This window comes from Tunturibacter gelidoferens (assembly GCF_040358255.1).
Classification (GTDB): domain Bacteria; phylum Acidobacteriota; class Terriglobia; order Terriglobales; family Acidobacteriaceae; genus Edaphobacter; species Edaphobacter gelidiferens.
Genome location: NZ_CP132938.1, coordinates 4130528 through 4155107, shown reverse-complemented (window position 1 = coordinate 4155107; position 24580 = coordinate 4130528). Strand labels below are relative to the sequence as shown.

The 24580-nt window shown below is 56.9% G+C and carries 19 protein-coding genes; 12 read left to right on the top strand and 7 right to left on the bottom strand.

All coding sequences use genetic code 11. The features are described 5' to 3' along the window. Window positions 1-9: 9 nt before the first annotated feature. Window positions 10-1056 (top strand): threonine aldolase family protein, encoded by a 1047-nt coding sequence (locus tag RBB81_RS18095; RefSeq protein WP_353071597.1) that lies wholly within the window; start codon window positions 10-12, stop codon window positions 1054-1056. Between the two features lie 40 nt (window positions 1057-1096). Here the strand turns inward: RBB81_RS18095 and RBB81_RS18090 are convergent, their stop codons facing one another. Both RBB81_RS18090 and RBB81_RS18085 read right to left on the bottom strand, forming a co-directional pair. Next, window positions 1097-2896: an ATP-binding protein gene (locus RBB81_RS18090; RefSeq protein WP_353071596.1), complete on the bottom strand. Its 1800-nt coding sequence runs from the start codon at window positions 2894-2896 to the stop codon at window positions 1097-1099. Between the two features lie 37 nt (window positions 2897-2933). Beyond that, on the bottom strand, window positions 2934-3302 hold the full coding sequence (locus RBB81_RS18085; RefSeq protein ID WP_179584363.1) for a response regulator transcription factor: 369 nt from the start codon (window positions 3300-3302) through the stop codon (window positions 2934-2936). A gap of 159 nt (window positions 3303-3461) precedes the next feature. Here RBB81_RS18085 and RBB81_RS18080 point away from each other — a divergent pair, with 159 nt between their 5' ends. The 7 genes from RBB81_RS18080 to phoU all read left to right on the top strand — a co-directional run bounded on the left by RBB81_RS18080 (window position 3462) and on the right by phoU (window position 10195). After that, window positions 3462-4166, top strand: coding sequence for a winged helix-turn-helix domain-containing protein (locus RBB81_RS18080; RefSeq protein WP_179584361.1), 705 nt, complete (start codon window positions 3462-3464; stop codon window positions 4164-4166). Between the two features lie 11 nt (window positions 4167-4177). Continuing rightward, window positions 4178-5548 (top strand): sensor histidine kinase, encoded by a 1371-nt coding sequence (locus RBB81_RS18075; RefSeq protein WP_353071595.1) that lies wholly within the window; start codon window positions 4178-4180, stop codon window positions 5546-5548. 108 nt (window positions 5549-5656) lie between these two features. Beyond that, complete coding sequence (gene pstS / locus RBB81_RS18070) at window positions 5657-6664, top strand: phosphate ABC transporter substrate-binding protein PstS (protein ID WP_179584357.1); 1008 nt, start codon at window positions 5657-5659, stop codon at window positions 6662-6664. Window positions 6665-6797: 133 nt separating this feature from the next. Next, complete coding sequence (gene pstC, locus RBB81_RS18065) at window positions 6798-7862, top strand: phosphate ABC transporter permease subunit PstC (protein ID WP_179586902.1); 1065 nt, start codon at window positions 6798-6800, stop codon at window positions 7860-7862. Between the two features lies 1 nt (window position 7863). Next, on the top strand, window positions 7864-8775 hold the full coding sequence (pstA, locus tag RBB81_RS18060; protein WP_218892463.1) for a phosphate ABC transporter permease PstA: 912 nt from the start codon (window positions 7864-7866) through the stop codon (window positions 8773-8775). Continuing rightward, window positions 8775-9533 carry a phosphate ABC transporter ATP-binding protein PstB gene (gene pstB / locus RBB81_RS18055; RefSeq protein ID WP_179584355.1) on the top strand — a complete coding sequence of 253 codons (759 nt, stop codon included), beginning with the start codon at window positions 8775-8777 and terminating at the stop codon, window positions 9531-9533. The genes pstA and pstB overlap by 1 nt, the downstream gene beginning before the upstream one ends. Beyond that, window positions 9533-10195 carry a phosphate signaling complex protein PhoU gene (phoU, locus tag RBB81_RS18050; RefSeq protein WP_179584353.1) on the top strand — a complete coding sequence of 221 codons (663 nt, stop codon included), beginning with the start codon at window positions 9533-9535 and terminating at the stop codon, window positions 10193-10195. Before pstB ends, phoU begins: the two co-directional genes overlap by 1 nt. Window positions 10196-10282: 87 nt before the next feature. On the opposite strand, the gene RBB81_RS18045 is transcribed toward phoU, so the two are convergent. The 3 genes from RBB81_RS18045 to RBB81_RS18035 are packed head-to-tail and all read right to left on the bottom strand — an operon-like array spanning window position 10283 to window position 17841. Next, window positions 10283-13909: a UvrD-helicase domain-containing protein gene (locus tag RBB81_RS18045; protein WP_353071594.1), complete on the bottom strand. Its 3627-nt coding sequence runs from the start codon at window positions 13907-13909 to the stop codon at window positions 10283-10285. Continuing rightward, the gene (locus RBB81_RS18040; protein WP_353071593.1) at window positions 13902-16637 is read right to left on the bottom strand and encodes a PD-(D/E)XK nuclease family protein; all 2736 of its coding nucleotides are present in this window, start codon (window positions 16635-16637) and stop codon (window positions 13902-13904) included. Before RBB81_RS18040 ends, RBB81_RS18045 begins: the two co-directional genes overlap by 8 nt. A 46-nt stretch (window positions 16638-16683) precedes the next feature. After that, a complete protein-coding gene (locus tag RBB81_RS18035) occupies window positions 16684-17841 on the bottom strand; it encodes an MFS transporter (protein ID WP_353071592.1) in 1158 nt (385 codons plus the stop codon). Between the two features lie 58 nt (window positions 17842-17899). Between RBB81_RS18035 and RBB81_RS18030 the strand changes: the two genes are divergently transcribed. Further along, window positions 17900-18790: an SCO family protein gene (locus RBB81_RS18030; RefSeq protein ID WP_353071591.1), complete on the top strand. Its 891-nt coding sequence runs from the start codon at window positions 17900-17902 to the stop codon at window positions 18788-18790. Between the two features lie 164 nt (window positions 18791-18954). On the opposite strand, the gene RBB81_RS18025 is transcribed toward RBB81_RS18030, so the two are convergent. Then, the gene (locus RBB81_RS18025; RefSeq protein ID WP_221272753.1) at window positions 18955-19128 is read right to left on the bottom strand and encodes a hypothetical protein; all 174 of its coding nucleotides are present in this window, start codon (window positions 19126-19128) and stop codon (window positions 18955-18957) included. A gap of 313 nt (window positions 19129-19441) precedes the next feature. Here RBB81_RS18025 and RBB81_RS18020 point away from each other — a divergent pair, with 313 nt between their 5' ends. From RBB81_RS18020 to RBB81_RS18010, 3 genes are all read left to right on the top strand, one after another. Further along, on the top strand, window positions 19442-19822 hold the full coding sequence (locus RBB81_RS18020; protein WP_183787918.1) for a hypothetical protein: 381 nt from the start codon (window positions 19442-19444) through the stop codon (window positions 19820-19822). Window positions 19823-19888: 66 nt separating this feature from the next. Next, window positions 19889-21760: an ABC transporter ATP-binding protein gene (locus RBB81_RS18015; RefSeq protein ID WP_423248029.1), complete on the top strand. Its 1872-nt coding sequence runs from the start codon at window positions 19889-19891 to the stop codon at window positions 21758-21760. A gap of 102 nt (window positions 21761-21862) precedes the next feature. Next, the gene (locus RBB81_RS18010) at window positions 21863-22486 is read left to right on the top strand and encodes a class I SAM-dependent methyltransferase (RefSeq protein ID WP_353071589.1); all 624 of its coding nucleotides are present in this window, start codon (window positions 21863-21865) and stop codon (window positions 22484-22486) included. Here the strand turns inward: RBB81_RS18010 and RBB81_RS18005 are convergent. Continuing rightward, window positions 22483-24564, bottom strand: coding sequence for a S9 family peptidase (locus RBB81_RS18005; RefSeq protein WP_353071588.1), 2082 nt, complete (start codon window positions 24562-24564; stop codon window positions 22483-22485). The genes RBB81_RS18010 and RBB81_RS18005 overlap by 4 nt on opposite strands. Window positions 24565-24580: the final 16 nt, after the last annotated feature.

Sequence of the window (24580 nt, the reverse complement as noted above, 5' to 3'; positions counted from 1 at the left end):
ACGAAGACCATGATCGATCTGCGCAGCGACACCGTTACCCGCCCCACCGCAGCCATGCGCGAGGCGATGGCCTCCGCGGAGGTCGGCGACGATGTCTATAGTGAAGACCCTACTGTCAACCGTCTGGAAAAAGATGCCGCGGAGGTTTTTGGTCGCGAGGCTTCCATCTTCGTGCCGACCGGAACAATGGGAAATCAAATTGCGATTCGGTTACATACGCGTCACGGGCAGGAGGTTATCTGCGAAGCGCGGTCGCACGTATTGGACTGGGAAATGGCGATGATGGCCGCGTTCTCGGGCTGCCAGGCACGTACGGTCGCAGCAGAGCGAGGCATCCTGACGTGGGACCACATCAAGCCTGCGATCGGCGCAAAAATCTACTATCGCGCTCAAACGGCGCTGATCAGTCTGGAGAACTCACACAACATGGCCGGCGGTACGGTAACTCCGTTGCCGGTTCTCGAAGAAGTATGGGCAGGCGCTCGCGAAGTCGGCTTACCAGTCCATCTCGATGGGGCAAGAGTGTTTAACGCAGCGACTGCGCTGGGACTTAGCGTGGCGAAGTTGACCAGCGGATTCGACACCGTCATGTTCTGTCTGTCGAAGGGGTTGGGCGCGCCGGTCGGTTCCATGCTGCTCGGCAGCAAGAAGTCAATTGATGAGGCTCGGATCTATCGCAAAGCCTTGGGTGGAGGCATGCGGCAGGCGGGTATCATTGCCGCTGCCGGGCTGATCGCTTTGCACGAGATGCCGAAGCGCTTGCAGGAAGATCACTCGAATGCTCGTCTTCTAGCAGATGCGGTCGCGTCGGAGCCCAGTAAGGCGGTGATCGATCTAGATGCGGTGCAGACCAACATTGTGATCTTCAAGCTGCTTGGCACAGATCAGGCCAACGGCGGCGATGCCGTGGGCTTCGTTGCTGCATTGAAGCAGAAAGGAGTGTTGGCCAGCGCCATCGGCCCCCACTCGGTGCGATTCGTGACGCACTACGATGTCGATCGAGTCGCTTGCACCAAGGCCGCGGCGATTGTGTCAGAGGAGTTGCGTGCGCTCTAATAACCGGGGCGGCTTTCGTGTCGTGGCTTAGACCGAAAGCCTAATCTCCGCCAGCATTGATAGTGGGATCGGTTGCGAGGAAGACGCTGACTCTGGTGCCGTGCGATGCGTCGCTCGTATCGCTGGAGATAGAGATCGAGCCCCCATGTTTATTGATGATTCCGCGGCTGACCCAAAGACCGAGGCCAGTTCCATGCTCTCCTTTCGTGGTAAAAAAAGGCTGGAACAGGTGTGGCTGTACATCGTCTGGAATGCCCACTCCATTGTCGGCTATCGAGATGATCGCCCCGGGTTGCAGCTTCTGGCCATTTGCTCCGACACTTGCGCATTGCGGTACGATGCTGACTTTTACCTGCCCGCCCTGACCGGCTGCTTCGGCCGCATTCGTGATGAGGTTGGTGAACACCTGCCGCAGTTCGGCAGGGAAGGCGCATACTTCGATCGGTTCGGGCATCTCTGTTGTCGTCGTCACACCGAGATCACTGAGTCGTCTTTCCATCAGAAGGAGAATCTCCTCCAGCATCTCTTTGAGATCCACCACAACAGGAGCCTTCGATTCGCGATACAGCCCAAGCATGGCGCGGCTGATCTGAGTGACTCGCGTCAACTCCTGCTCGGCCATATCCATGAAGTGGACCGATTCCTCGGGAGACGCGCCGTTGCGCATGAGATAAAGCAGATTCGAGACGGAGTCGAGCGGGTTATGGATCTCGTGCGCGATGGTGGCGGCGAGACGACCCGCAACCGCCAGCTTCTCATTCGCGATCAGAGCCTCTTGTGTTTTACGTTCCATCGTGATGTCGCGAAAGACGAGGACGATGCCGATCGTGTTGCCAGCTTTGTCGCGGATGGGCGCGCCGCTGTCGGAGATATCGAGTTCAGTGCCGTCCTTGCGCAGGAGAATGGTGTGATGGTTCGCCATGCCGACGATCCTGTCGAGTCGCCTCACCTTCGCGACGGGTGTTTCTACCGGTTCGCGCGTCGTCTCGTTGACGATGCGGAAGATCTCTTCGAGTCGTCGTCCATCGGCCTCGGTCTGACTCCAGCCGGTCAACTCCCTTGCTACGGGATTCATCATCTGGATGCGGCCTTCAGCATCGCACGTGATGACTCCGTCGCCAATCGATTCGAGAGTGGTCCGGAGTTGCTGCTCGGATTGGTAGAGTTCTTCGGCGCGGCGGCCTAGGATGTCAAGCGAACCTCGGTATGCTGCGGAGACTGCATGGAGACGGCTGCGGGTAAAGAGGCCGATCAAGACCCCCATTCCAAGAGCCAGCGCGAGCAACACGAGAAGCAGGCTATGGACTTGACGGTGCCACCGGGCGATTCGACGGGTGCGGCTGGCCTCAGCCTTCTGGATGATGTCGGTGAGGTCGTGACGAACATTGTCCATCAAGACCTTGCCATGCAGGTTCAAATCGACGTCGCTGGTCTGTCCCCCTCCACGAACGGTCGCGATAATGGGAAGGGCAAACGCGTCCTCCCACGTCTGGTGTTCGTCTCGGAGGTCTGCAATGTCGTGCTTCTGGTCCGCGTCGGCCCCGGCCATGTTGTCAAGGTTTTGAATTTCGCTCTGCAGATGGGACTCAGCCTCGTAAAAGGGCTGCAGAAACCTTGTGTCGCCGGTTGTTTCGTATCCGCGCAGGCCGGACTCCTCATCCACAATCAGTTTCGAAAGAAGGGTCGCCTGTGAGATTCGGGCATCAGATTCCTGGATCAAATTAACCGTTACGTTTGATCCACGGATCTGGACGTAGAGCGCGCCGGCGACCACCAGCAACGCCACGACAGGCAATATGAACACCTGCCTTAGAATGTTATTGAACTGACTTAGATTCACAGTCCTCTCATCTCGTGCCTTGCCTTCGCGGGTTGGATCAACTGATTGGTTGCAGCAGGCTGCCTAGTTTTTCCAGAAGAACAGGCGCACCTTCTCCCTTAGTCATATAGAGATCCACCACAGAGGTCACCTCAGGAGCCAGACCAATGTAGGCGGAGAGCAAAAGGATGGGGACCTGGGGCTTTGTCTGACGCATCTGGATGGCGATTTCGCCGCCGTGCATGCCGGGCATGGAGTAGTCCAACACAACCGCCTCGACCGGCTCGGTTGAGAAGATGGCAAGGCCGGTCGGTCCATCTGATGCAGTCAACACTCGGTATCCAGCGCGTTCCAGCAAAATCTTCCGAACCTCGAGCCCGATTCGTTCGTCATCCACGCAAAGGACGAGATTGGAGTTCTGTTTCATGGAGTTCTGACCATCTACAACCCGTAGAATTACTCTAGAGTATACGAACGTACTCTTCATACGGTTTACTGTGGACGATTCATCGTACGTTAGCAATCCCCCGTCCGGGGTGCGCTAACCTGACGTTAATCAAGTCGCGAGTTGACAGGGGTTTACGAAGTGAGTCAGACGATTTTTGTTTTGGAAGACGATGCGGATATCTCCCGCCTGGTGCAGTACCACCTGGAGAGCGCCGGTTTTACAGTTCGCCCTTATCTTGCTATCAATCAGATACTTGCCGATGCTGAACGGCAGCCGCCTGCACTTTTTCTGTTGGACATCATGGTCCCCGGTGGCGACGGTCTCGATCTATGCCGACGGCTCCGTCAGAATCCTACCCTCAGCGTGGTTCCGATCATTTTCCTGACGGCACGCGCGGCTGAGAACGACCGCGTCCACGGTCTGGAGATGGGCGCCGACGATTACATCACCAAGCCCTTCGCCACCCGTGAGCTTGTCGCCAGGGTAAAAGCGGTGCTAAGGCGCTTCGAGCGGCCGAGTTCCCCTTCGGTCCTGAAGTTCGAGAATGTGGAGATCGACGCCAGCGCGATGCAGCTTCGCGTGAACGGCGAACTGGTAACGACGACCGCTACGGAGTTTCGGCTTCTCGATTATCTCGCCCGTCATCCCGGGCGTGTTTTTAGTCGCGATCATCTTCTGGACGCGGTGTGGGGCGACGCCCGCTTTGTGACGCCTCGTTCGGTCGACGTTTACGTCCGTCGTATTCGCGAAAAGATCGAGGCCGACGCCGAGACACCGCGCTATTTGAAGACCATGCGTGGCGCGGGCTATCGATTCGAGATTCCTAAGGCGGCACAAGCCTAGGGGGGCGGCTCGTGAGGCGTGGTGTCTTTCTTTCGGTCTTCCTTCGCATCGCGATCGCGTTGGTATTCGTTGCGCTAGCAGGGTTCTCCTCGCTCCCGCACCGCTGGATAATCGCCGGTGTCCTTGTTATCGCATGGGCCGGTATCAGTGCCTTCTCTCTGGCGCGTTCGGTTCGGCAAGACGTCACGCTTCTGCAAAATTCGGCCGCGGCGATTCCAGAGCGCCAGGTAGGAGAGATCACACCTTCGTTCAGCGATTTCGATGGCCTGGCACGTGCCATTTCGGTCTCCTCCGATCAGGTGAACCGTTCGCTGAGCGAGGCCTCGGAAAGCCGACACGAACTCGAAGCAATGATCGACAGCATGCAGGATGCGGTGGTCGCTGTCGATCCCGCAGGCCGCATTCAGTGGACCAATCAGCGGATGCAGAAGCTGATTCCAGGTGCTTCCTTTAGCAGCGCGATCCGTATCGGACACGCGCTGGTCCAGACGATCCGCGATCCGGAGATTCTGGATTGCGTTCGGACCGCCCTCGAACAGCGTGTGGTGAGCGATGGCCGCTCGACCTCGCTTTTGCCGGGGCGTATCTTTGAAGTGAACGTCTCTCCGATGCCCGGTGGCGGAGCCGTGGCCGTTCTTCACGACATTACCCGCATCGAACAGGTCGAACGAACCCAGCGCGACTTCGTGGCTAATGTTTCGCACGAACTGCGTACCCCCTTGACGTCGATTACGGGTTACGTTGAAACACTGCTTGACCACGAGGCTTCGCTCAGTCAGTCAGCGCGAGAGTTTCTGACCATCATCTTGAAGAACGCAACTCGAATGAATCGCCTGACCGAAGATCTGTTGGTGATGGCACGGGTCGAATCCTCCGAGCAGGAGCTGCACCCGGCCCCAATCCCAGCCGACATTTTAGTGCGCGATGCTGTGCAGGCGATGAGCGGCCTCGTACAGGACACCGAATCGATCCTCGAGATTGGTGAGATCTCCTCCGCCGAGGTCTTCGCCGACACCGATGCGATCCTCCAGGTTCTCAGCAACCTCATTGAGAATGGTATCAAGTACGGCCAGGCCAGGAACGCACCCGTTTGCAAGGTGATCGTCTCGTCCCGCGACGTGTCGGATCCGATTGAGGCCGTCGAGTTCAGTGTGAGGGATTTTGGCCCCGGAATTGCCTCGGAACACCTCGGCCGCATCTTCGAGCGCTTCTATCGGGTAGACAAAGCGCGTTCAAGAGAGTCAGGCGGGACCGGGTTGGGACTCGCCATTGCACGACACATGGTGCAGACTCACGGCGGATCGATTCGAGCCGAAAGCGAGCTCAACGCCGGCAGCAACTTTATATTCACACTCCCTAAAGCTCAGAACTTAGTGGAATAATGCCGTTTTCACTACGATGTAACCTCCCCGTAACAATTCCCGCTCACACTCATTGTGAGATGTATTGACTGGTTTGATGGATCGATGCACTTAAGCCTAGGGGGACGAGTGAAACTGAAAGTCATCGCAACAGGCGTACTGGCGCTTTTAACTATCGGAGCCAACGCACAGAACATCAACGGAGCCGGGGCGACCTTCCCGTATCCTATCTACTCCAAGTGGTTTAGCGAATACAGCGCGCTGCACCCAGACGTGAAAATTAACTATCAGTCCATCGGCTCCGGCGGCGGTATTCGCCAGGTGTCGGAAGGCACCGTCGATTTTGGCGCTACCGACGGACCAATGACCGATCAACAGCTGAAGGATGCCAAGATCAAGGTGATGCACATCCCCACAGTCCTTGGTGCAGTGGTACCGGTCTACAATCTACCGGGCGTCAACAAAGAACTCAACTTCTCTTCCGACGTCATTGCCGATATATATCTTGGCAAGATTAGCAAGTGGAACGACGCGCGCATCGCAAAGGATAATCCGGGAGTCAGTCTGCCGGACAAATCGATTCTGCCCGTCTATCGTTCGGACGGAAGTGGAACAACATTTATCTTCACTGACTTTCTCTCAAAGGTGAGCCCTGACTGGTCGAACAAAGTAGGCCATAGCACCTCGGTCAAGTGGCCGACAGGTATCGGCCAAAAGGGAAATGAGGGCGTAGCCGGCATGGTTCGCCAGTCGCCTTACTCTTTCGGTTATGTCGAGCTGATCTACGCCGAGACGAACAAGATGAGCTTCGGCGCAGTTCGCAATGCTTCAGGTAGATTTCTCAAGGCGTCGACCGCCGGTGTGACCGCTGCTGCCGCCGCCACTGCCAAGACAATGCCTGCCGACTATCGTGTCTCCATCACGAACGCAGCAGGCGCCGACTCCTACCCGATCTCCAGCTTTACTTGGCTGCTGATCCCAACTCACTCCACCGATCCAAACAAGGCAAAGGCGCTGGCCGATTTTCTGGGCTGGATGCTGGACCATGGCGAAACCGAAGCCGCTGCGCTGACCTATGCTCCATTGCCCAAGCAGGTGCAGGATATGGTTCGCAAGAGCATCGCGAACGTAAAGTAGTTACTCTGCCGCACGGGTTTCACCTCGAGATCCGTGCGGCATCTTTTTTCTCCCAGTTTCAGGATAATAAGCTCGATACAATCGATCCGTAGAGTCAACCGTCAGGAAAAATAGGATTGTGTCTTCTACCCGTATGACTCCCGAAAGAGAATCAAGCTCTCCGTTGCCTGTACCGTCGCCCCTGCCAGCGCCTCCTGTGGCATCTGCTGCGGATGCGACGCCGACTGCGGTTGGTGCAACCCAGTCTCCAATTCGAGACTTCCTCAGCAAACGGGGAAGCGGCAGCTTTGCTGATAATAGCTTCGCCGCGGTTATGCTTCTCTGCGCGTGCAGCATCTTCGCCATTGTCCTCTTTATCTTCGTCATTCTGGTCGTTCACTCCCGGTTGAGCCTCATCCAGTTCGGTTGGAAGTTCTTCACGCGCCAGGCGTGGGATCCGGTTTCTGGAGACTTTGGTGCGCTGCCCTTCATCTATGGCACACTCGCCACTTCGCTGCTGGCTCTATGTATGGCGGTCCCACTGGCACTTGGAGTAGCGATCTTTCTTACGGAACTGTGCCCCCGCGTTCTTCGTGCCCCAATCTCCTTCCTCACGGAACTGCTGGCAGCCATTCCCAGCGTCGTCTATGGTCTTTGGGCCGTCTTCGTCCTTGTCCCGCTCATGCGTGATCTCATCGGCCCCTTCCTCTATAAGACGCTCGGCTGGACCGGCTTCTTCGAAGGCACCAACTTCGGCGTTGGCCTTCTGACAGCCAGCATGATCCTCGCGATCATGATCCTTCCGATCATCTCCTCGCTGACCCGCGACATCATGAACGCGGTACCCAATAGCCAGCGAGAGGCTGTACTTGCTCTGGGAGCCACCCGTTGGGAGATGATTCGCATCGGCGTTCTGCGCAACTCCCGGATCGGCATCGTGGGAGCCGTCATGCTGGGGCTCGGTCGTGCCCTCGGGGAGACGATGGCTGTCACCATGGTCATCGGCAATCACCCCGATATCAGTAAGTCGCTCTTCGCTCCCGGGTACACCCTGGCCAGTGTTATCGCCAACGAGTTCTCCGAGGCCACTGGAGATCTTTACCTTAGCGCCCTCATCGAGATCGGCCTCGCGCTCTTCCTGGTAACCATTGTGGTGAACGCTATCGCACGCCTGATGGTCTGGGCGGTCACACGCAACGCACCGGCGCGGGTGAACTGACATGAGTACTCAACCCTTGAGCAACCAGCCCCGCCCCATGGACTTCGAGTCCAAGTCCATGCGCAGAAACAAAGCATGGCGCGCCACTACCAACTACTTTGTCAGCGGTCTTTGCATCCTCGCGACTGTCCTGGTAATCCTGCCGTTGGTCGCTATCCTCTTTTATCTGATCTATAAGGGTGCGAGCTCGCTAAATCTCGCCTTCTTCACGCACATTCCCGCTCCAGTAGGTGAGGCCGGTGGAGGTATGGCGAACTCCATCGTCGGCTCAGGCATCATTCTCTTCCTTGCTAGCCTGATGGGTATCCCAATCGGCATTGCGGCCGGAGTCTATCTTGCAGAGTTTGGTCGGGGCAAGACTCTTGCCACCGCGGTCCGTTTCACGGCAGACGTGCTGAATGGCGTTCCATCAATTGTCATGGGCATCTCGATCTATTCGCTGATCGTCGTTCAGCAAAAACACTTCTCCGCTCTGGCTGGAGGAGTAGCTCTCGCTATCATGATGGTCCCAACCATCACGCGCACCACAGAGGAGATGCTCGCCACGGTTCCGCATGCTATTCGTGAGGCTGCTCTTGGTCTCGGCGTCCCTAAATGGAGGACAGCGATCTCGGTCAGTCTACGTACGGCCTCGCCTGGCATCATCACCGGCTGCATGCTGGCATTCGCCCGCGTTGCTGGAGAGACCGCTCCGCTGCTCTTCACTGCTTTCGGAAATCAGTTCTGGAACTTCAAACTCAGCGAACCGATCGCCGCTCTGCCTCTGCAGATTTACGTCTATGCCATATCGCCGTATGACGAGTGGCATCGTCTCGCTTGGGCCGGTTCGCTCGTTCTTATCGTCTTAATCATGGTCTCGGTCACGCTCGTCCGCATCTTTGCCAACCGCGGCGTACTCAAGGGAGGAAGCTAGTGGGAGTCGGCATTTTAGTTGAGGATTTGAACGCGTGGTATGGAACGACGCACACCCTGCAGGACATCAACCTGCATATACCGGCGAACCACGCTACCGCCCTCATCGGTCCTTCGGGCTGTGGTAAATCCACCTTCGTCCGTTGCCTCAATCGTATGCACGAGACAAATCCCATCGCCCGCGCCACCGGTACCGTCAAGATGGGCGACGTCGACATCTACAACGACGCCTCGCCGGTTGAGATCCGCCGCCGCGTTGGCATGGTCTTCCAGCGGCCCAATCCATTCCCGACCATGTCCATCTACGACAACGTCGTCAGTGGCCTCAAACTCAACGGCTTCCGCAATCGCCGCATCCTCGACGAGACGGTCGAGCGTTCCCTCAAACAGGCTGCGCTTTGGGAAGAGGTCAAGGACGATCTCAAAAAGAAATCCGGCGCCTCTCTCTCGGGAGGCCAGCAACAACGCATGTGCATCGCCCGTGCGCTCGCTGTCGATCCAGAGGTTCTGCTGATGGACGAACCCGCTTCTGCGCTGGACCCGGTCTCAACCTCAAAGATTGAAGATCTCATCTTTCAACTCAAGAGTCAGTACACCATCGTCATTGTGACGCACAACATGCAACAGGCAGCCCGAGTTGCCGAAAACACCGGATTCTTCCTCAACGGTAAGATGGTCGAGTTCGACTCTACCCACAAGATCTTTACGAACCCGAGGGACAAGCGAACGGAAGACTACATCACCGGGAGGTTCGGCTGATGCGCGTCAAATTTCATCAGAGCCTCGACGAACTGAAGGAGAAATTGCTGGTGATGGCGGGGATGGCGGAGCAGGCGATTCAGCGCTCCATCGAAGCCTACCGCACGCGCGATCTTTCGATCTGCGAACTCGTCTTCCGCGCCGAGCCCTCCATCAATCGTCTCGAACGCGAGATCGATCAAATGGCGCTAGACTTGCTGGCTATGGAACAGCCAATGGCCATCGATCTTCGCTTCATTCTCTCAGTGATCAGAATTAATGCCGACCTTGAACGCGTGGGCGACCAGGCTGTCAACATTGCTGTGCGCGTAAGAGAGATGGGTGCTTTCGCCAACATCGATCTTCCGGTCGACATTCCCAAGCTCGCCTCACTCTCTTCCGCAATGGTTCGCAAATCGCTACAGGCCTTCATCGAAGGCGATGCCGAACTAGCCGAATCTGTTCTTCGACTCGACGATCAGGTTGACGAGATGAATGATGCTGCTTTTTACGCGCTCAGTTCGCTCATCAAGGAAAAGCCCGAACTTACTCCGCAATCGCTCAACGCTCTGATTATCGCCCGCAACCTGGAACGCGTCGGCGACCACGCCACTAATATCGCCGAAGATGTTATCTTCTGGGTTCGTGGCGCCGACGTCCGTCATAACAGCAACGCACTCTAGCTCGGCGATGGTACAGGATTACCACGATTCCCACCTCCATTTGAGTCCGAGAGATTGGTGCTGCCTCCGACTCCACGGAACCCAGAGTCAGTCTATGTCTGGTTCCCACCAGACGAGTTTTGGCATCATCGGATAGTACAGGCCAACTCGCAGCTTTCCGCTCTCTACGCGGTCGCCCATCGTTTGGGCATACAGCTTCATCTGGTCCGTGTACTTCATTCGCTCCTCGGCAAGAAACTCGTCGATTCCATCGCGGCCGTGCGTCGCTGTTTTGTAGTCGATGATCCAAAGATAGCCCGCCCCAGGCTCCATCGGTTTTGCCCCACCATGAAACACCCGATCCAATCGCACACTGCTGCGCACATCGCTCCACGAACTGAGCGAAAGTTCGTTCGACGCTTGCTTGTTCTGGCTAAGCACCCATCGTCCCTCGTCGTCCTGCAGCATATTGATGAGCGCTGTCTTCACTCGTGGGACGAGTCGCTCGACGACGGCGGGCTGTAGGCCATCACCCCGCAGCACAGCCGCGATTCGCGGCGTCCATCCCGCCACTTCGGGCAGTACGGTCTCAACCCTCGTATTAACCGCCAGCCTCTTCGCAAGCATCTCCAGGAAGGCATGGACAGCGTTGCCAAATGCGCGAGCCTCGAAGGAGCCTTCAGGTCTTTCGAAGTGCGCAGATCCTGGTTTAATCGCTTCCTCGCCGTAGGAGAGCTTCTGGTTTACCGAAAATCGTGATTCTGGATTGAATTCCATTGGAAAGCGTTGGAGCATCGCGGGTCGCACAACTTCGTCTGCGGCTGCTGCAATATCGCCGATGAAGCTATCTCCTTGGGACTTCGGAAGCATCATGAACATCTGGCCGGGGATCTTCGAGTCTGGCGCATTCACCCTAAAGTGTCGCTCCGCTGCGGGCCACGCGGTAGCCAGCAGACTCCCAGGAGGACGCATTACCTCTCCCCTCGCCGTTGCTTCGGAAGACGCGAATAAATGCAGTTCCTCTCGCGCTCGCGTGCATGCGACATAGAAGAGCCGCTTTCTCTCCGCGACCTCCTTTGCCTTATCCATGCCCTTCAACCACAGATTTAGCTCCTTTGAACCCTCACCGCGACCCACGATCGGTGCGAGCATGATATGCGCGGCTTCCGGATCGCCGGAATCGATCTCACTCCACGTAAGCAACTTCTCACGATCCGCAGGATCTTTCTTCTGAAGTCCCGGCACTATCACGACGTCCCACTCCAGGCCCTTCGACTTATGGATGGTCATTAAATCGACCGCCCAACCTCCGGCCGCCGATTGGGCAAACAATTTATCGAGTCTGCGTTTCAGCAGGCTGACATTAGTCGTACCGGTGTCCTCTTCCATCTCATCTAGAAGCTGTAGATACCTTCGTGCATTGGCCAGCTCGCCCGGCTTCAAAGACGCATCCCCGCCTAACGATCGCCAGGTTCTCTCTACCCATTGGGATGCGCCTAACCCCGACCGCTTCTCCTGTGCTGCTTGCAACACGGGCCACACGCGCATCAGCCTTGCACGGCTCTTTTCATTCAGCAGGTCAAGTCTCTCTGTGATTAGATCTCCGATGCATCGCTCTGAGCAATCGGGATCATCCCCGCCCGCCAGCGTATGAAGATCGGCACGCCCAAGGCCGCACCACGGGGCATGCAGCACTGCGAGCCACGCCACGCGATCGGCCGGGTGCATCATGGCTCTGGTCAGCGCAAAGAGATCGAGAACCTCCTGCCTTTGACCGAGCGCTTCTATATCCACTGCACGAAACGGAATCGCTCCCTTCGACTCATCCTTCAGTTCCACCACGATGTCTGCCAGTAAATTGCGGCTCCTGACCAACACCGCCAACTTCCATGGTTCGCCACGTCCCTGCGGCAGCGGTCTGCTCCGCCAATCCTCGACGATCGCCCGCACCTGTTCTGCCTCCAACTTGGCCTGTCGCCGCTTCATTTTCTTTTTCGTTCTAGCCGAAGTTTCTGAGGCCAGCACACCCGTATGCCACACGAGGCTCAGCGAGCCTCGTCGCGAAGGCCCCCGGACAGCCTGTGCCTCGACATATGGCACCTCCTCCGGGTTCGCAGCATTGATTTTCCGGGGAAACAGCAAAGAAAAATCATCGTTGAACGCTTCAACAAGCTCACTTTGCGAACGGAAGTTTGCCGTCAACCGAAGTCTTCCAACCGGAAGATCGCCCAGAAGTTCAGTCTCCATCGTCTTCACGAACCGCTCAACTCGCGCCTGGCGGAACAGATAGATCGACTGCTTCGGGTCGCCTACAAGAAATACGGTTTGACTGTGTCCGTCCCATCTCTGTGTGAGTAATTGAATAAGTTCGTACTGACCTGTGGACGTGTCCTGCATCTCATCGACAAGCAAGTGCTGCAGACTCATACCCAATGCTTTGCTCAAATCAGAGATAGCGCCATCCCGCCGGAGCGCGACCTGCGCTAACAGTCCAAGCTCGGCAAAATCGCACTCTCCACGCCGCGCAAAGACTAGCTGCAACTCAACCAGCGCCCTGCTTAAAACGCGAAACAGCGCCTTTGCCACGGCCCACTGCTCTCGCGGATACCGAACAGGCGGCAGGCCCCTCACTCTTTTGATCGCTTCAAGCACATCATCGCGGTCCCGCAGCTGTTGCATCAGAACCTTCAACCGCTCAGCGTGATTTCTTTCAATTTTGAAGCCCAAATGATTGCGAGTTGCAGTCGCCGCCCTCCACTTCGATTCCTGTGTAGTAAGCAGATGAATCAAGGCTCGCCAGTGTTCGAGGTCTTCAGCAGTCTTCTGCGGTGTGGTGTGCAATCCTGCACACATGGCAATTGGAGAAGGCGTTCCTCTATAGCCTTCCGCGTTCCCCATCTCACCCGCAAGCGAGGCGAGTTCCCGCAGAATGTCCTCCGGAACACTGAGCGACAACCGCGTCAGTCCGGCACAGACAGCTTGCTCCAGCGCAAGCTCAAGCTTGGGCAGCACCGCTTGATCCAGAAAAGCGTCGTCCAGTTGCTGTCTTCCCAGCGGGACCAACTCTCCCCACTGATTGCGCAGCGGAAGCATCTCCATGAGCAGCCGCTCACAGTCACGAAGACTGCCATCGCGATGCAACAACACTGTACGCAGTGCAGTGTCTAATTCCGCATCGCCGCCACCGAGTTGCATCAACGTCTCTCTCGCCGCTTCGCGATACATCAATGTTGGATCTTCGACCGGGATCTGCCGTCCGCCAGCGCCTGAGAGCACCGGCAATAATCGCGCCACTTCACCGCATACCGAATCGATCGTGCGAATATTCAATCTGCGTGGATGTTGCAGCAACTCCCATCCCAGGGAAGCGTCATGGCGGAGCACCATCTCTGCCAACGCACGTGTCTCACGATCGAAGTCGGAATAGCTCTTCAAAGGCTCACGTCGGGAAGCACTCTCCAATTGAGCGATAACTCGCTCCCGCATCTCGGCCGTCGCCTTTACTGTGAAAGTGACGGCCAGAACCTGACTAGGATCTTCGACACTTTCATCGGCCAGCAGCTTCAGGAAGCGTTGGATCAACAGACCGGTCTTGCCGGACCCTGCCGGCGCCTCTACGATCCAGGATTGTCGAATATCAAGGGCTTGCTCTCGCTCCCGCCAGTCTGGTGGCCGCCTAACATTAGTGTCCCCTGGAAGATCGTCAGTCTTTGCAACTACAAACAGATCAGCCACGGCTCACCCCCGCCCCAAAATCCTCCTCCTCCTCGTCCTCCTCAAGCAGCGAGACGTCAAGCCTGCATAGGATCCTCTGTTCACAGTGAGCGCAGGTTCGAGGATACGTCTTTGGACTCACACGCGCTTCGCCTGAATAAAACTCTTCTGCTAGCGTCACCAGCACTTCTCTCCACCGATCCACCTGACCTTCGAGTGTTGGGGCGTCTTTCAGTTTGCTTGGCTTGGGTAGAACGCCATCACCTACCGCGTAGCCCTTTAGACCCCGACCCTCACCTGCCCGGACCAGACCGAAAGCGACTCCCTGCAACCGATCCGCTTGCGTGAGGATGGCATACAACGGAAGCTGTGGAGCGTCGGGTCTTGAAGTCAGCCAGTCGTTGGGCGACGCGTGGCCTGTCTTGTAGTCAATCAGCACCTCACCGTCTTCCACTACGTCGACCCGGTCCATACGAACACTCAGGCGCAGCGGACCAACGCGGACATCCCTAAGCTCTTTCTCGCTGAGCCTCACCTCGAAGGGTAGTCTTCGCTCCAACTCCAGCTCAAGCCATCCTGACAGAAGTCTGCGCAATCTCTCGCGTTGCACCTCTACATACGCTTCGTCCCAATTGGTCGCACTCGCTTCTGCTGTCTTCTTCAGTGCCTGAGCGACACACCACTCCAGTGCCTCATTGCGTTCCTCCGTGGTCATCGACCGCAGATTGTCCTGCGTCTTCACCTTGTCCCAAAAGATCTCGAGCGTCTTGTGTACCGCCACACCGCTCTCTCTCGCATCCATGCCAGGTTCGATCGATTCAAGCTCTGTCGCCCACAATCGCTTCTCAGCAAAGGCCCGAAAACCGCATGCTGCCTGCAATTCCAAAACTCTTGCGCCGCCGCGAATCACGCGGTCCGGTAATGCCTGAACCTCAGCAATGTCCGCGATCTCTTCCAACTCAACAATTGAGCGCTGCGGCTCACGCTCTAGGAGCTCGGCGGCTCCAACCGTCTCCAGGCTGAGCCCGGTCAGTAACGGCGAAGGTCGCTGGTTCCCCTCCGAAATCTCCTTTGCGTAACTGAACACGATAGTGCCCGCACTTGCAGCAATCCGCTCCGTAATCCTTCGCGCGCGTTCGCTGTCCAGCGGTGCATCTGTTCCCGGCATCTCCAATTCACTTTGCAGATGCCAGGGCAGCAGGGAACTACCAACGGTTGGCATCGGCCAGCTCAGCTCGCCCGCACGTAAGAACCACACCGCGTCAAAGATGCTTCCAGCAGCCTCCAACGGACCCATCACCTGCACGGGAGCTTCTCGCGACTCCGGCGCAAACATAGTCTGGCGAGCAATTCTTTCGATAGCTCCCAGCGCTTGTGCAAAGTCGACAGGTACGCCATCGAAGTCCAGCGTTGCGAGCTCATCCAGGGCACTCTCCCACTTGCGCCGTGTCTGAAATTCAACGCTGGTCTCCCTTTCTCTAGAGGCCCACGCCGCCGTTACCAGAATCTCCCGCATCTTTTCTGCCCAGTCTGCATGCGAACGCGCATCAAGTCCTTGCAATCGGTCTGCAACTCTCTGCATTGCGCGGAAGGTACGAAGCAGTTGCGAGAATTTAGACCTGCGTTTTGATCGATCCATCATCTCGATCAGTCCGCGCAGCGAGATCTCCGGTCGCAGCATTCGAGCTTTACGGAGTTCAAAGGCATCGAACTCCGCGCGTGCACTCGCCTCTCCAGTGCGCACTGCGAAGTAAGGCGACAGCAGCAATGCACTCACCGTCTCCAGCGGCAACGGCTCGCTTGACCATCGCAGTAGATCGAACGCGGTAGCAACCATGGGAGTCTCGATCAACGTTGAACCGAGCGAAAACTCATAAGGTCTAACGTGATCGTCTGCGCGGATGTCTTCAAGCTCCGGTGCCAACACTTCCCGAAGCACCCGGTCGATCTCTCTGCGCTCGCTCTCAAGCGCAGGCACGATTACTGCGACAGTCGCCCCAGCGTTCTCTTCAAGAAATGTCCGCATCCAGCGCGCTGCGATAAACAACTCCTCCGGGCCATCGTTCGCTTCTACCAGTAAGCGTCGCTGCGCAGCAATAGTTATCCGCAACTCCTCTACCTGAATCCCCGTCGAGAGTAAGGCCTCCACCAGCCGACTTTGCGTTGGGGTCATATGATCGAATCCAACCAACACAACCCTGCCCGCGGTGAGCTCAAAGAAACTGATTCTCGCGAAACCCTTTTCGAGTTCTCCACATAGCTTGTCTTCTACCTGGGCCTGTGCGATGAATCTCTCAGCCTGGCATAGACGTTCAAACGTGTGCGCCCATAGCTGAAACGACCGTGTATCCGAGTTGCCGATCGCTTCCTGCAGGCCTGTTTGCCCATCGTAACTGCATATCAGCTGCCAAGCCTCTGCCGCCATTACAGCCAGCGAGTCCACAGTTCGCAGACTTGCCAGCTCATCGTCTGCTTCGAGAATGGTTCGCCACACCACGTGCTCCTGTGGCCGATTCAACATCATCTCCGCGACGCGGCCGTCTACCAACAGCCGATGCCACATGGTCGAAAGCCACACCTCCCACGACATCACAGCTGCGGGCGTCCAGCTTGTAAGCCCCAAAGCACTGTTGCGCCGATCCCATCCACGCCGAATTGCCCGTGCTGCCCGCTGGTTGCCCGTCACCACAACTGCACCCTGTTCCAACGCCTCAGCAATCCCGTCCGGCAGCAGCCCACGACCATCCATCCTTCGGTTATACGCTCACCGCCGCAGGAAAAGCAGACTTCGGAAATCAGTCCTCGGCCTGCCGCGTTCCCGTTGTAATCAAACTCACCGCGAGCAGTCCCAAGGCAGCCGCAAAGGGCAGAGCAAGCGCCAGCTGCAGAGATCCTGTCCGCGTAGAAATCACTCCCATCATCCATGGCAACGCGGCTGCCCCCAACCCCGAGACCGCAACTACAATCCCCGCCTGCCGCGCAGTGGGCCGTTCGGCCATCAGCAGCGCAAAGGTGGCTGGAAAAAACGGCGCCAAACTGAGCCCGAGGAGTACGGCAAAGCCGGCAATGGCCCCAGCGGAATGCGCCATCGCCAGAGCCGCCGTGAACCCGGCCGCCAGTGCCAAACTCCATCGCTGTGCGGTCTTCTCTCCCACGTGCAGCATTAACGCCGAAGCCCCCAGACGCCCGAAAGTCAGCGCCATCCAAAGCAGCAGCGTCGTATATTCGCTCACCGTCAGCGTCTTATCGCCATACCGCAGTGCGAACGTCGTCAGCCACCCGCTCAGGCACGTCTCCAATCCGCCATAGAGCACAAGCAGCCCAGCGAAGTAGAAATAGACTCGTCCGCTCAGCCCCGTTTGTGGCCCGGTCTCTGTCGACACAGCGTCGAAGTCTTCCGCACCCGAAACTTCTCCGCGCATCTGCATCCACAGCACCAACAGGCCAATCACGAACAGTCCTGCGAATCCCGCAAGCACTCCCCTCAGCACAAAGTGCGGCAACAGCCATGCAGCCAGAAGCGCAGACAGCATGGCTCCCAGACTGAACGAAAAATTCAACAGCGACAAAGCCGAACCCCGATGCGCCGTGAACCTGCGGCCAGCCAGAATGTTGATCGAAGTAATGATCTGCCCCAGCCCAAATCCACCCACGAACAAACCTACACACCCAAGGCCCATCGACGGAGACACCGCAAAGCCGCCGAATCCCGCTGCGCCCGCAACCAACCCCACCAGCAGACTCCATCTCAGCTTTGGTGACACCGTCACTCCACCAAGAAACGCGCCGCAGAACTTCGCCGTCATCAAAAGCCCGCTTTGAGCGTCCGCCATCCCCCACTGCTTCGCCAGCAAAGGAAGGATCGGTCCCAGCAATGCCGTCCCAAGACCCGCAAGCATGAGCCCAAAGTGCATCAGCCCTTGAGAAGGTGCCCCAATCTTACTTCGCTCCATCGATCGCCCCTTCGTACTCTCACAGTTCAGCCATTATCATTGACTCAGGAGTCTGCCCTTGTCCCGCAAGCTTTTATTTCTTCTCACCTTCCTCGTTCTCTTCGCTGGCTGTCATCAAAACACTTCGTCTACGGCATCCAAACCACCTTCTGCCGAAAACACCTTCACCATTCGCGGCAGAGTCGTCTCCACCGATGCCACGCACGTCACGCTCGATGGCGAACAGGTTCCCGGCTTCATGGAGGCGATGACCATGGAATACAAGCTCGCAGATCCCAGCGTCGTCAGTGAACTCCACCCTGGCGACCGCATCACGGCCAAGATCCTGGCCGACAAGGAGGGCGACAACTATGGAAATGTTCGTCTCGAAGACATCGTCGTCATCGCGCAGGCCCGCCCCGACTACATGCCTCCCATCTCCTACCACGTTCCTACCGCAGGCGATATCGTTCCCGACTTCAAACTCCTCAACCAGAGCGCACGCACAATTCACCTCGACCAGTTCAAGGGCAAGGTCGTGCTGATGACCTTCATCTACACTCGTTGCCAGCTCGCAGATTTTTGTCCTCGCATGAGCCACAACTTCTCCGACATCGATAAAGCACTTGCCGCCGACCCCGCCCTCTACAAACAGACCCACCTCATCAGCGTCAGTTTCGATCCCACCTACGACACGCCCAAGGTTCTTCGCAGCTACGGCGGCGCCTATACCGGCAACTACACCAACGAAAAGTTTCTCCACTGGGACTTCGCTGCGCCAACAGAGAAAGAGTTACCTGCGATGACACAATTTTTCAATGTAGGCGTCACCCCCGGCGACAACAAATCCCTCACCCACTCTCTCTCGACGGTCCTCATCGGCAAAGATGGCAAGATCGTCGACTGGTACCCCACCAACGAGTGGAAGCCGGAAGATGTATTAGTTGCAATCAAGAAGAGTGCCGCCTAGCCCATAGACAACAAGAGATCGAGATTCCTCATCTGAATGTGTGTAATACGCACGGAGGTAGGTGTGTGTAATACGCACGGAGGAAAGTTCAAATGAAGATTAATCGAATCGCTATTCCAGCACTTGCTATTGCACTTGCAGCTCCAGGTTGCGTGTTTGCTCAGTCATACCCCCAGCCGGCACCAGGCTACGGGCAGGGACCAGCCGGATGGGACGTTCCACCGCAGGAGTTCCGCGACATTCAACGGCAGGGCTACCATGATGGCATCGAAGGAGCCCGCAAAGATTTCGACAATCATCGCCGGCCCGACGTAAATAATCGCGACGAGTACCGTCATCCGCACGTGCCCTCAAGCGCACGGAGTGATTATCGCGATGGTTTTCGTCGTGGCTATGAGACTGCGATGTCGCACATGATGAACGGTCCAAGATAGCGGAAGTTATCGTCGCAAAATACCCAGCCGTTGAGGTTGGGTATTTTTTGCTGTCCAGCACCCATTCAGGTACGTCTCAGCGATTTCGCGGATGCCGGTTCTGGTGCTCGCGCCCTTCTGGGCAGTTATAAATCCTCTCTACCGCCCCCTTCGCGGAGGACTAGCCACGCCATTGAAGTATCCTGATATTGCGTGTTCTATCAAGGAGCTCTACTTCATGGCAAAACTTACTATCGCCTTTGGCGTCCTGCTCATTTTGCTTGGCATTACAGGCTATCTCACCACGGGTAGCGCCCATCCTACGGCGCTGATCCCGAGCGGCATCGGCGTCTTCTTTGTCCTCTTCGGTGTCATGGCGAATACTGAAGACTCCAAAAAACGCATGCTCTGGATGCACATATCCGTCACGGTAGCGTTATTGGTCTTTCTCGGAATGATCCCCTCCGCCATCGACACGATCAGACTCTCCCGTGGCGCCTCGTTTCCTCACCCCATAGCCGTCGAAGAGAAGGGTGCACTTTGTCTCTTCTGCCTGATCTACGTACTCTTTTGCGTCCGCTCTTTCATCTCCGCTCGCCGCGCTCGCCTCGTATCCTAGCGCCTCAAGCGTAAACTCAACTTAGCTATGTCCTCTTCTTTCGGTCCATCCAGCTTTGGCGGCGGTATGAAAGCCGTAGACCGCCCGTCCCGCGGCACCGGCAGAGCTACGGCGGCCGACCTCACAGCCTCGCGTCCCAAGCCCAAGCTGACCAAAGTGATGCCCGAGGTGTGGAAGCTGGTCAAGCCGCGTCGGTGGCTGCTCGCCGGCAGTTTTTTGTTGATGATCGTCAACCGTCTCTGCAGCTTTGCTCTGCCGGTTTCCTCGCGCTACCTCATCAACAACGTAATGTACAAGCATCAATTGAACCTGCTGCCCTGGATCATTGGAACCGTTGCGACCGCCACTTTCCTGCAGGGAGTCACCTCCTACACTCTCACCCAACTCCTCTCCACAGCCGGCCAACGGCTCATCTCAGAGCTTCGCACCCGTGTTCAACAACACATCGGCCGTCTACCTGTAGCCTTTTATGACGAGAACCGAACCGGCACTTTAGTCGCCCGCATCATGACCGACGTCGAAGGTGTCCGCAATCTGGTCGGTACCGGCTTACTCGAGTTCGTGGGCGGCATCCTCACCGCAATCATCGCCTTCTGCATCCTGATTCGCATCAGCGGACGCATGACGCTCCTCACCGTCTGCATCCTTCTGGTCTTCGGCCTCATCCTGCAGAAAGCCTTCAAGACGATTCGCCCCATCTTCCGCGAACGCTCCAAAATCAACGCCGAGGTCACTGGCCGTCTCACCGAATCGCTCGGCGGCGTGCGCGTCGTCAAGGGCTATCACGCCGAAGAGAGCGAAGCCCGTGTCTTTGCTCGCGGCGTCGAGCGGCTCCTTAAGAATGTAATTAGCTCCATCACCGCGCAATCGCTGATGACCCTCTCCTCCACGATGGTCCTCGGCGTCGTCGGCGGCCTCATCATGTACCTGGGCGCAAAAGAGATCGCTGCCCATCGCCTCGATGTCGGGGGTTACGTGGAGTACACCATGCTGCTTGCCTTCATGGTGGCGCCCATCGTTCAGCTTGTCTCTATCGGCACTCAGCTCACCGAAGCTCTCGCGGGCCTGGACCGTACCACCGAGATCCTGAACGAACGAGAAGAGGACAGCGAACCCACTCGCACCGTCGTAATCAATCCGATCCATGGTGACGTAGCCTTTCAAAACGTAACCTTCGCGTACGAGACCGATAAGCCAGTTCTCCACGGCATCAGCTTCGAATCGAAACCCGGCACCGTCACCGCACTTGTAGGCTCCTCAGGCTCAGGCAAGTCCACCATCATCTCGCTCATCTGCGGCTTTCACAGTGCAGTCGGCGGCGAGGTCCTCATCGACGGCATCGATCTCGCTACCATTCGACTCAGCAGCTACCGCCAGCAGCTCGGAGTCGTTCTACAGGAGACCTTCCTCTTCGATGGCACCATTCGCGAGAACATCCTCTTCAGCCGCCCGCAGGCCACCGAAGAGCAGCTGATGGAGGCCAGTCGCATCGCCCGTGTCGACGAGTTCGCCGAGCGCTTTCCCGAACAATACGATACCGTCGTCGGCGAACGAGGCGTCAAGCTCTCCGGCGGCCAGCGTCAGCGTATCTCCATCGCCCGCGCCATCCTTGCCGATCCGCGCATCCTCATCCTTGACGAAGCCACCAGTTCGCTCGACTCAGAGTCCGAGGCGCTGATTCAGAGCGGTCTCAACTTCCTCATGCAGGGCCGCACCACCTTCGTGATCGCGCATCGACTCTCCACAATCCGCCGCGCCGATCAGATCCTCGTCATCGAGCAGGGAAGGATCGTGGAACGTGGAACCCATGACTCGCTCTACAAACTGCAAGGCCGCTACTACGATCTCTACACCCGCCAGCATGGCTTGGAAACGAACCTCTTTCTTGCCCCAGGCGAAGGCGACAAAGTTGAAGAGTCTGTTTCGGCAGAGTCGTAGCGTCAACCGCGCGTTACCCGCAGCGGCAAGGTTGATGCTCACATCCACGAACAATTCAAAATCCTGACGAGCGGGGAAAAAGTGAAAGCTGAGAAAGTCGCAATGAACTTACAGGACCAGTTCGGACAGGTTGATATCTACGTCTTCGACCAGATCCTCCGAGGCAACATCGCTCCCGATATGCGCGTCCTCGACGCCGGCTGCGGATACGGCAGGAATCTCGTGCATCTTCTGCGAGAGGGCTGCGAGATCTTTGCAATAGACGCAAATGCCGAAGGGGTAGCGCATGTGCGAGCGCTTGCAGCCGAATTAGCCCCAACCCTTCCAGCAAGCAACTTCTTGGTGGGAGAACTTGAACGGATAAACCTTCCAGACAACTTTTTTGACGTGGTCATCTGTAGCTCGGTGCTGCACTTCGCGCCGGACGAATCTCATTTTCTCGCCATGATTCAGGAGCTCTGGCGGGTTCTGAGGCCGGGAGGTCTGTTCTTCTGCCGATTGGGTTCGCGCATCGGGATGGACTTCGAACAGCTGCGAAGCCACATCTATCGAATCAACGACGGATCCGAGTGGTTCCTGGTCGACGAGTCCATGCTGATGCAGCTAACGCAGCAGCTGGATGCCGTCCTGGTCGATCCGTTGAAGACGACGATCGTACAGGACTACCGTTGCATGACCACGTGGGTGCTGCGTAAGCGCTCAAACCGGCCCAATGGACAAGCCTAGCTCTCCACCCCAAGCTGTATCAGCAAAAACGCGTAATCGAACGCGATCTCTTTCAGATAGTCGTATCGACCAGAAGCACCCCCGTGCCCGGCGTCCATGTTAATGTGCAGCAGCAGGGGGGTGTCATTCGTCTTCAGCGTTCGCAATCTGGCAACATATTTTGCCGGCTCCCAGTACATCACCTGAGAGTCGTTCAGGCTCGTCTTCACCAGCATGGCGGGATATTCTCCGACCTTGAGGTTGTCATACGGCGAGTAAGACCGCATGTACTCGAAAGCCTCCGCCTCGTTCGGATTTCCCCACTCCTCATACTCCGCCACAGTCAGCGGCAAACTCGCGTCGAGCATCGTGTTCATCACATCCACGAAGGGAACGTGCGACAGAACCACTCGAAACAACTCTGGCCGCTCATTGACCACCGCCCCCATCAGCAACCCGCCCGCGCTCCCACCCTCAATCGCAACCCGATCCCTGGCTCCGTAACCCTTGGCGACCAATTGCTCAATCACCGCGATGAAGTCGCTAAACGTGTTGCGTTTCACCATCATCTTGCCAGCATCGTGCCAGGAATCTCCCATCTCGCCACCACCGCGAATGTGCGCATAGGCGATCACCACCCCTCGATCCAGTAGCGACAACCGCGACGAGCTGAACCCGATGGGAAGAGGATATCCATACGAACCGTACCCGTAAACATAAACAGGATTTGTCGAGTTTCGCGTAAACGAGTCGCGCCGATAAACAACAGAGACCGGAATCTTTACCCCGTCTAACGCTTCGACCCAGACGCGCTCCGAAGCATAGCGAGCAAAATCGAATCCGCCCGGAACCTCCTGCTGCTTCAAAAGCTCCGAAGTGCCCAGCCGAACGTCATACTCATACACCGAAGCTGGCGAAACCAGCGACGTGTAACTGTATCGAAACGCCTGTGTATCGAACTCCCGGTTCGCATGGGCTCCCGCCGAATACACGGGCTCAGGAAATTCAATCTCCTTCGATCTCTGGAGGGTTTCACCGGAGGCAAAGTTAGTTACGGCCAAAGTTGGCAAGCCAAGCTTTCTTCTCGAAGTTACGTAAAATGAAGCGAATACCTCAAAATCCTCAAGTGGAGCTTCAGTATCTAGTGAGACAAATTCTTTCCAGTCTACGCGCCCAGGCTTTTCGACAGCAGCAGTCACAACTCGAAAGTTCTTCCCAGTATCATTCGTCCGAATGTAGAAAAGGCCGTCGCGATGATCGACCGAATACTCCTGATCATCGATCCGCGGAGCGATCATCTGAAACTCCCCGTCGGGAGAGTCGGCCGCGAGGAAGCGGCACTCACTGGTGGTGTGGCTTCCGGCTTCCATCAGCAGATATTTGCCGTCTCGCGTCTTGCCTAAACCAATATTGAATCGCTCGTCTTTTTCTTCGTAGACCACTACATCCTTGGTCGCCGTATCGCCCAGATAGTGCCGAAAAAGATGATCCTGCCGCTTGGTGACGTCATCCTCGGTCGTGTAGAAGAGTGTCGAGTCCGTCGCCCAGACGATCGACCCTACTCGTTCAGCAGTGTCTGGCAGATCCAAGCCGGTCTTCAAGTCCCGAATGTGCAGCGTGTACTGCCTGAACCCAGTGTTGTCGGTGGAGTATGCCAGTTTGAATCCATCCGGACTCACACTCATCCCGCCCACAGACATAAACGATTGGCCCACCGCAAGCAGATTTACATCCAGCAAAATCTCCTCTGGCTGCGACTCGTCGAACCTCGGCCCCGTCGCCAGCCTCCGGCAATGAATCGGATACTGGCTCCCCTCCACCGTTCGCACGTAGTAGAACCATCCGCGCTGTAGGTATGGAACCGACACATCCGTCTCTTTGATGTGGGACAGCATCTCGTCGTAGAGTTTTTTCTGCAGATCTTCGGTGGCCTTCATCACGGAGAGCGTATAAGCGTTCTCATCTTCTAGATGAGCCAGCACCTCAGGCGATGACTTCTCCCTCATCCAGCGATAGTTATCTTCGAGGGTCTGTCCATGCAGCGTTGTGGGCGTAGGTTCCTGGCGAGCGTGGGGTGGCTGGATGGTACCTGGCGTCATTAATTTGAAGCTCCAT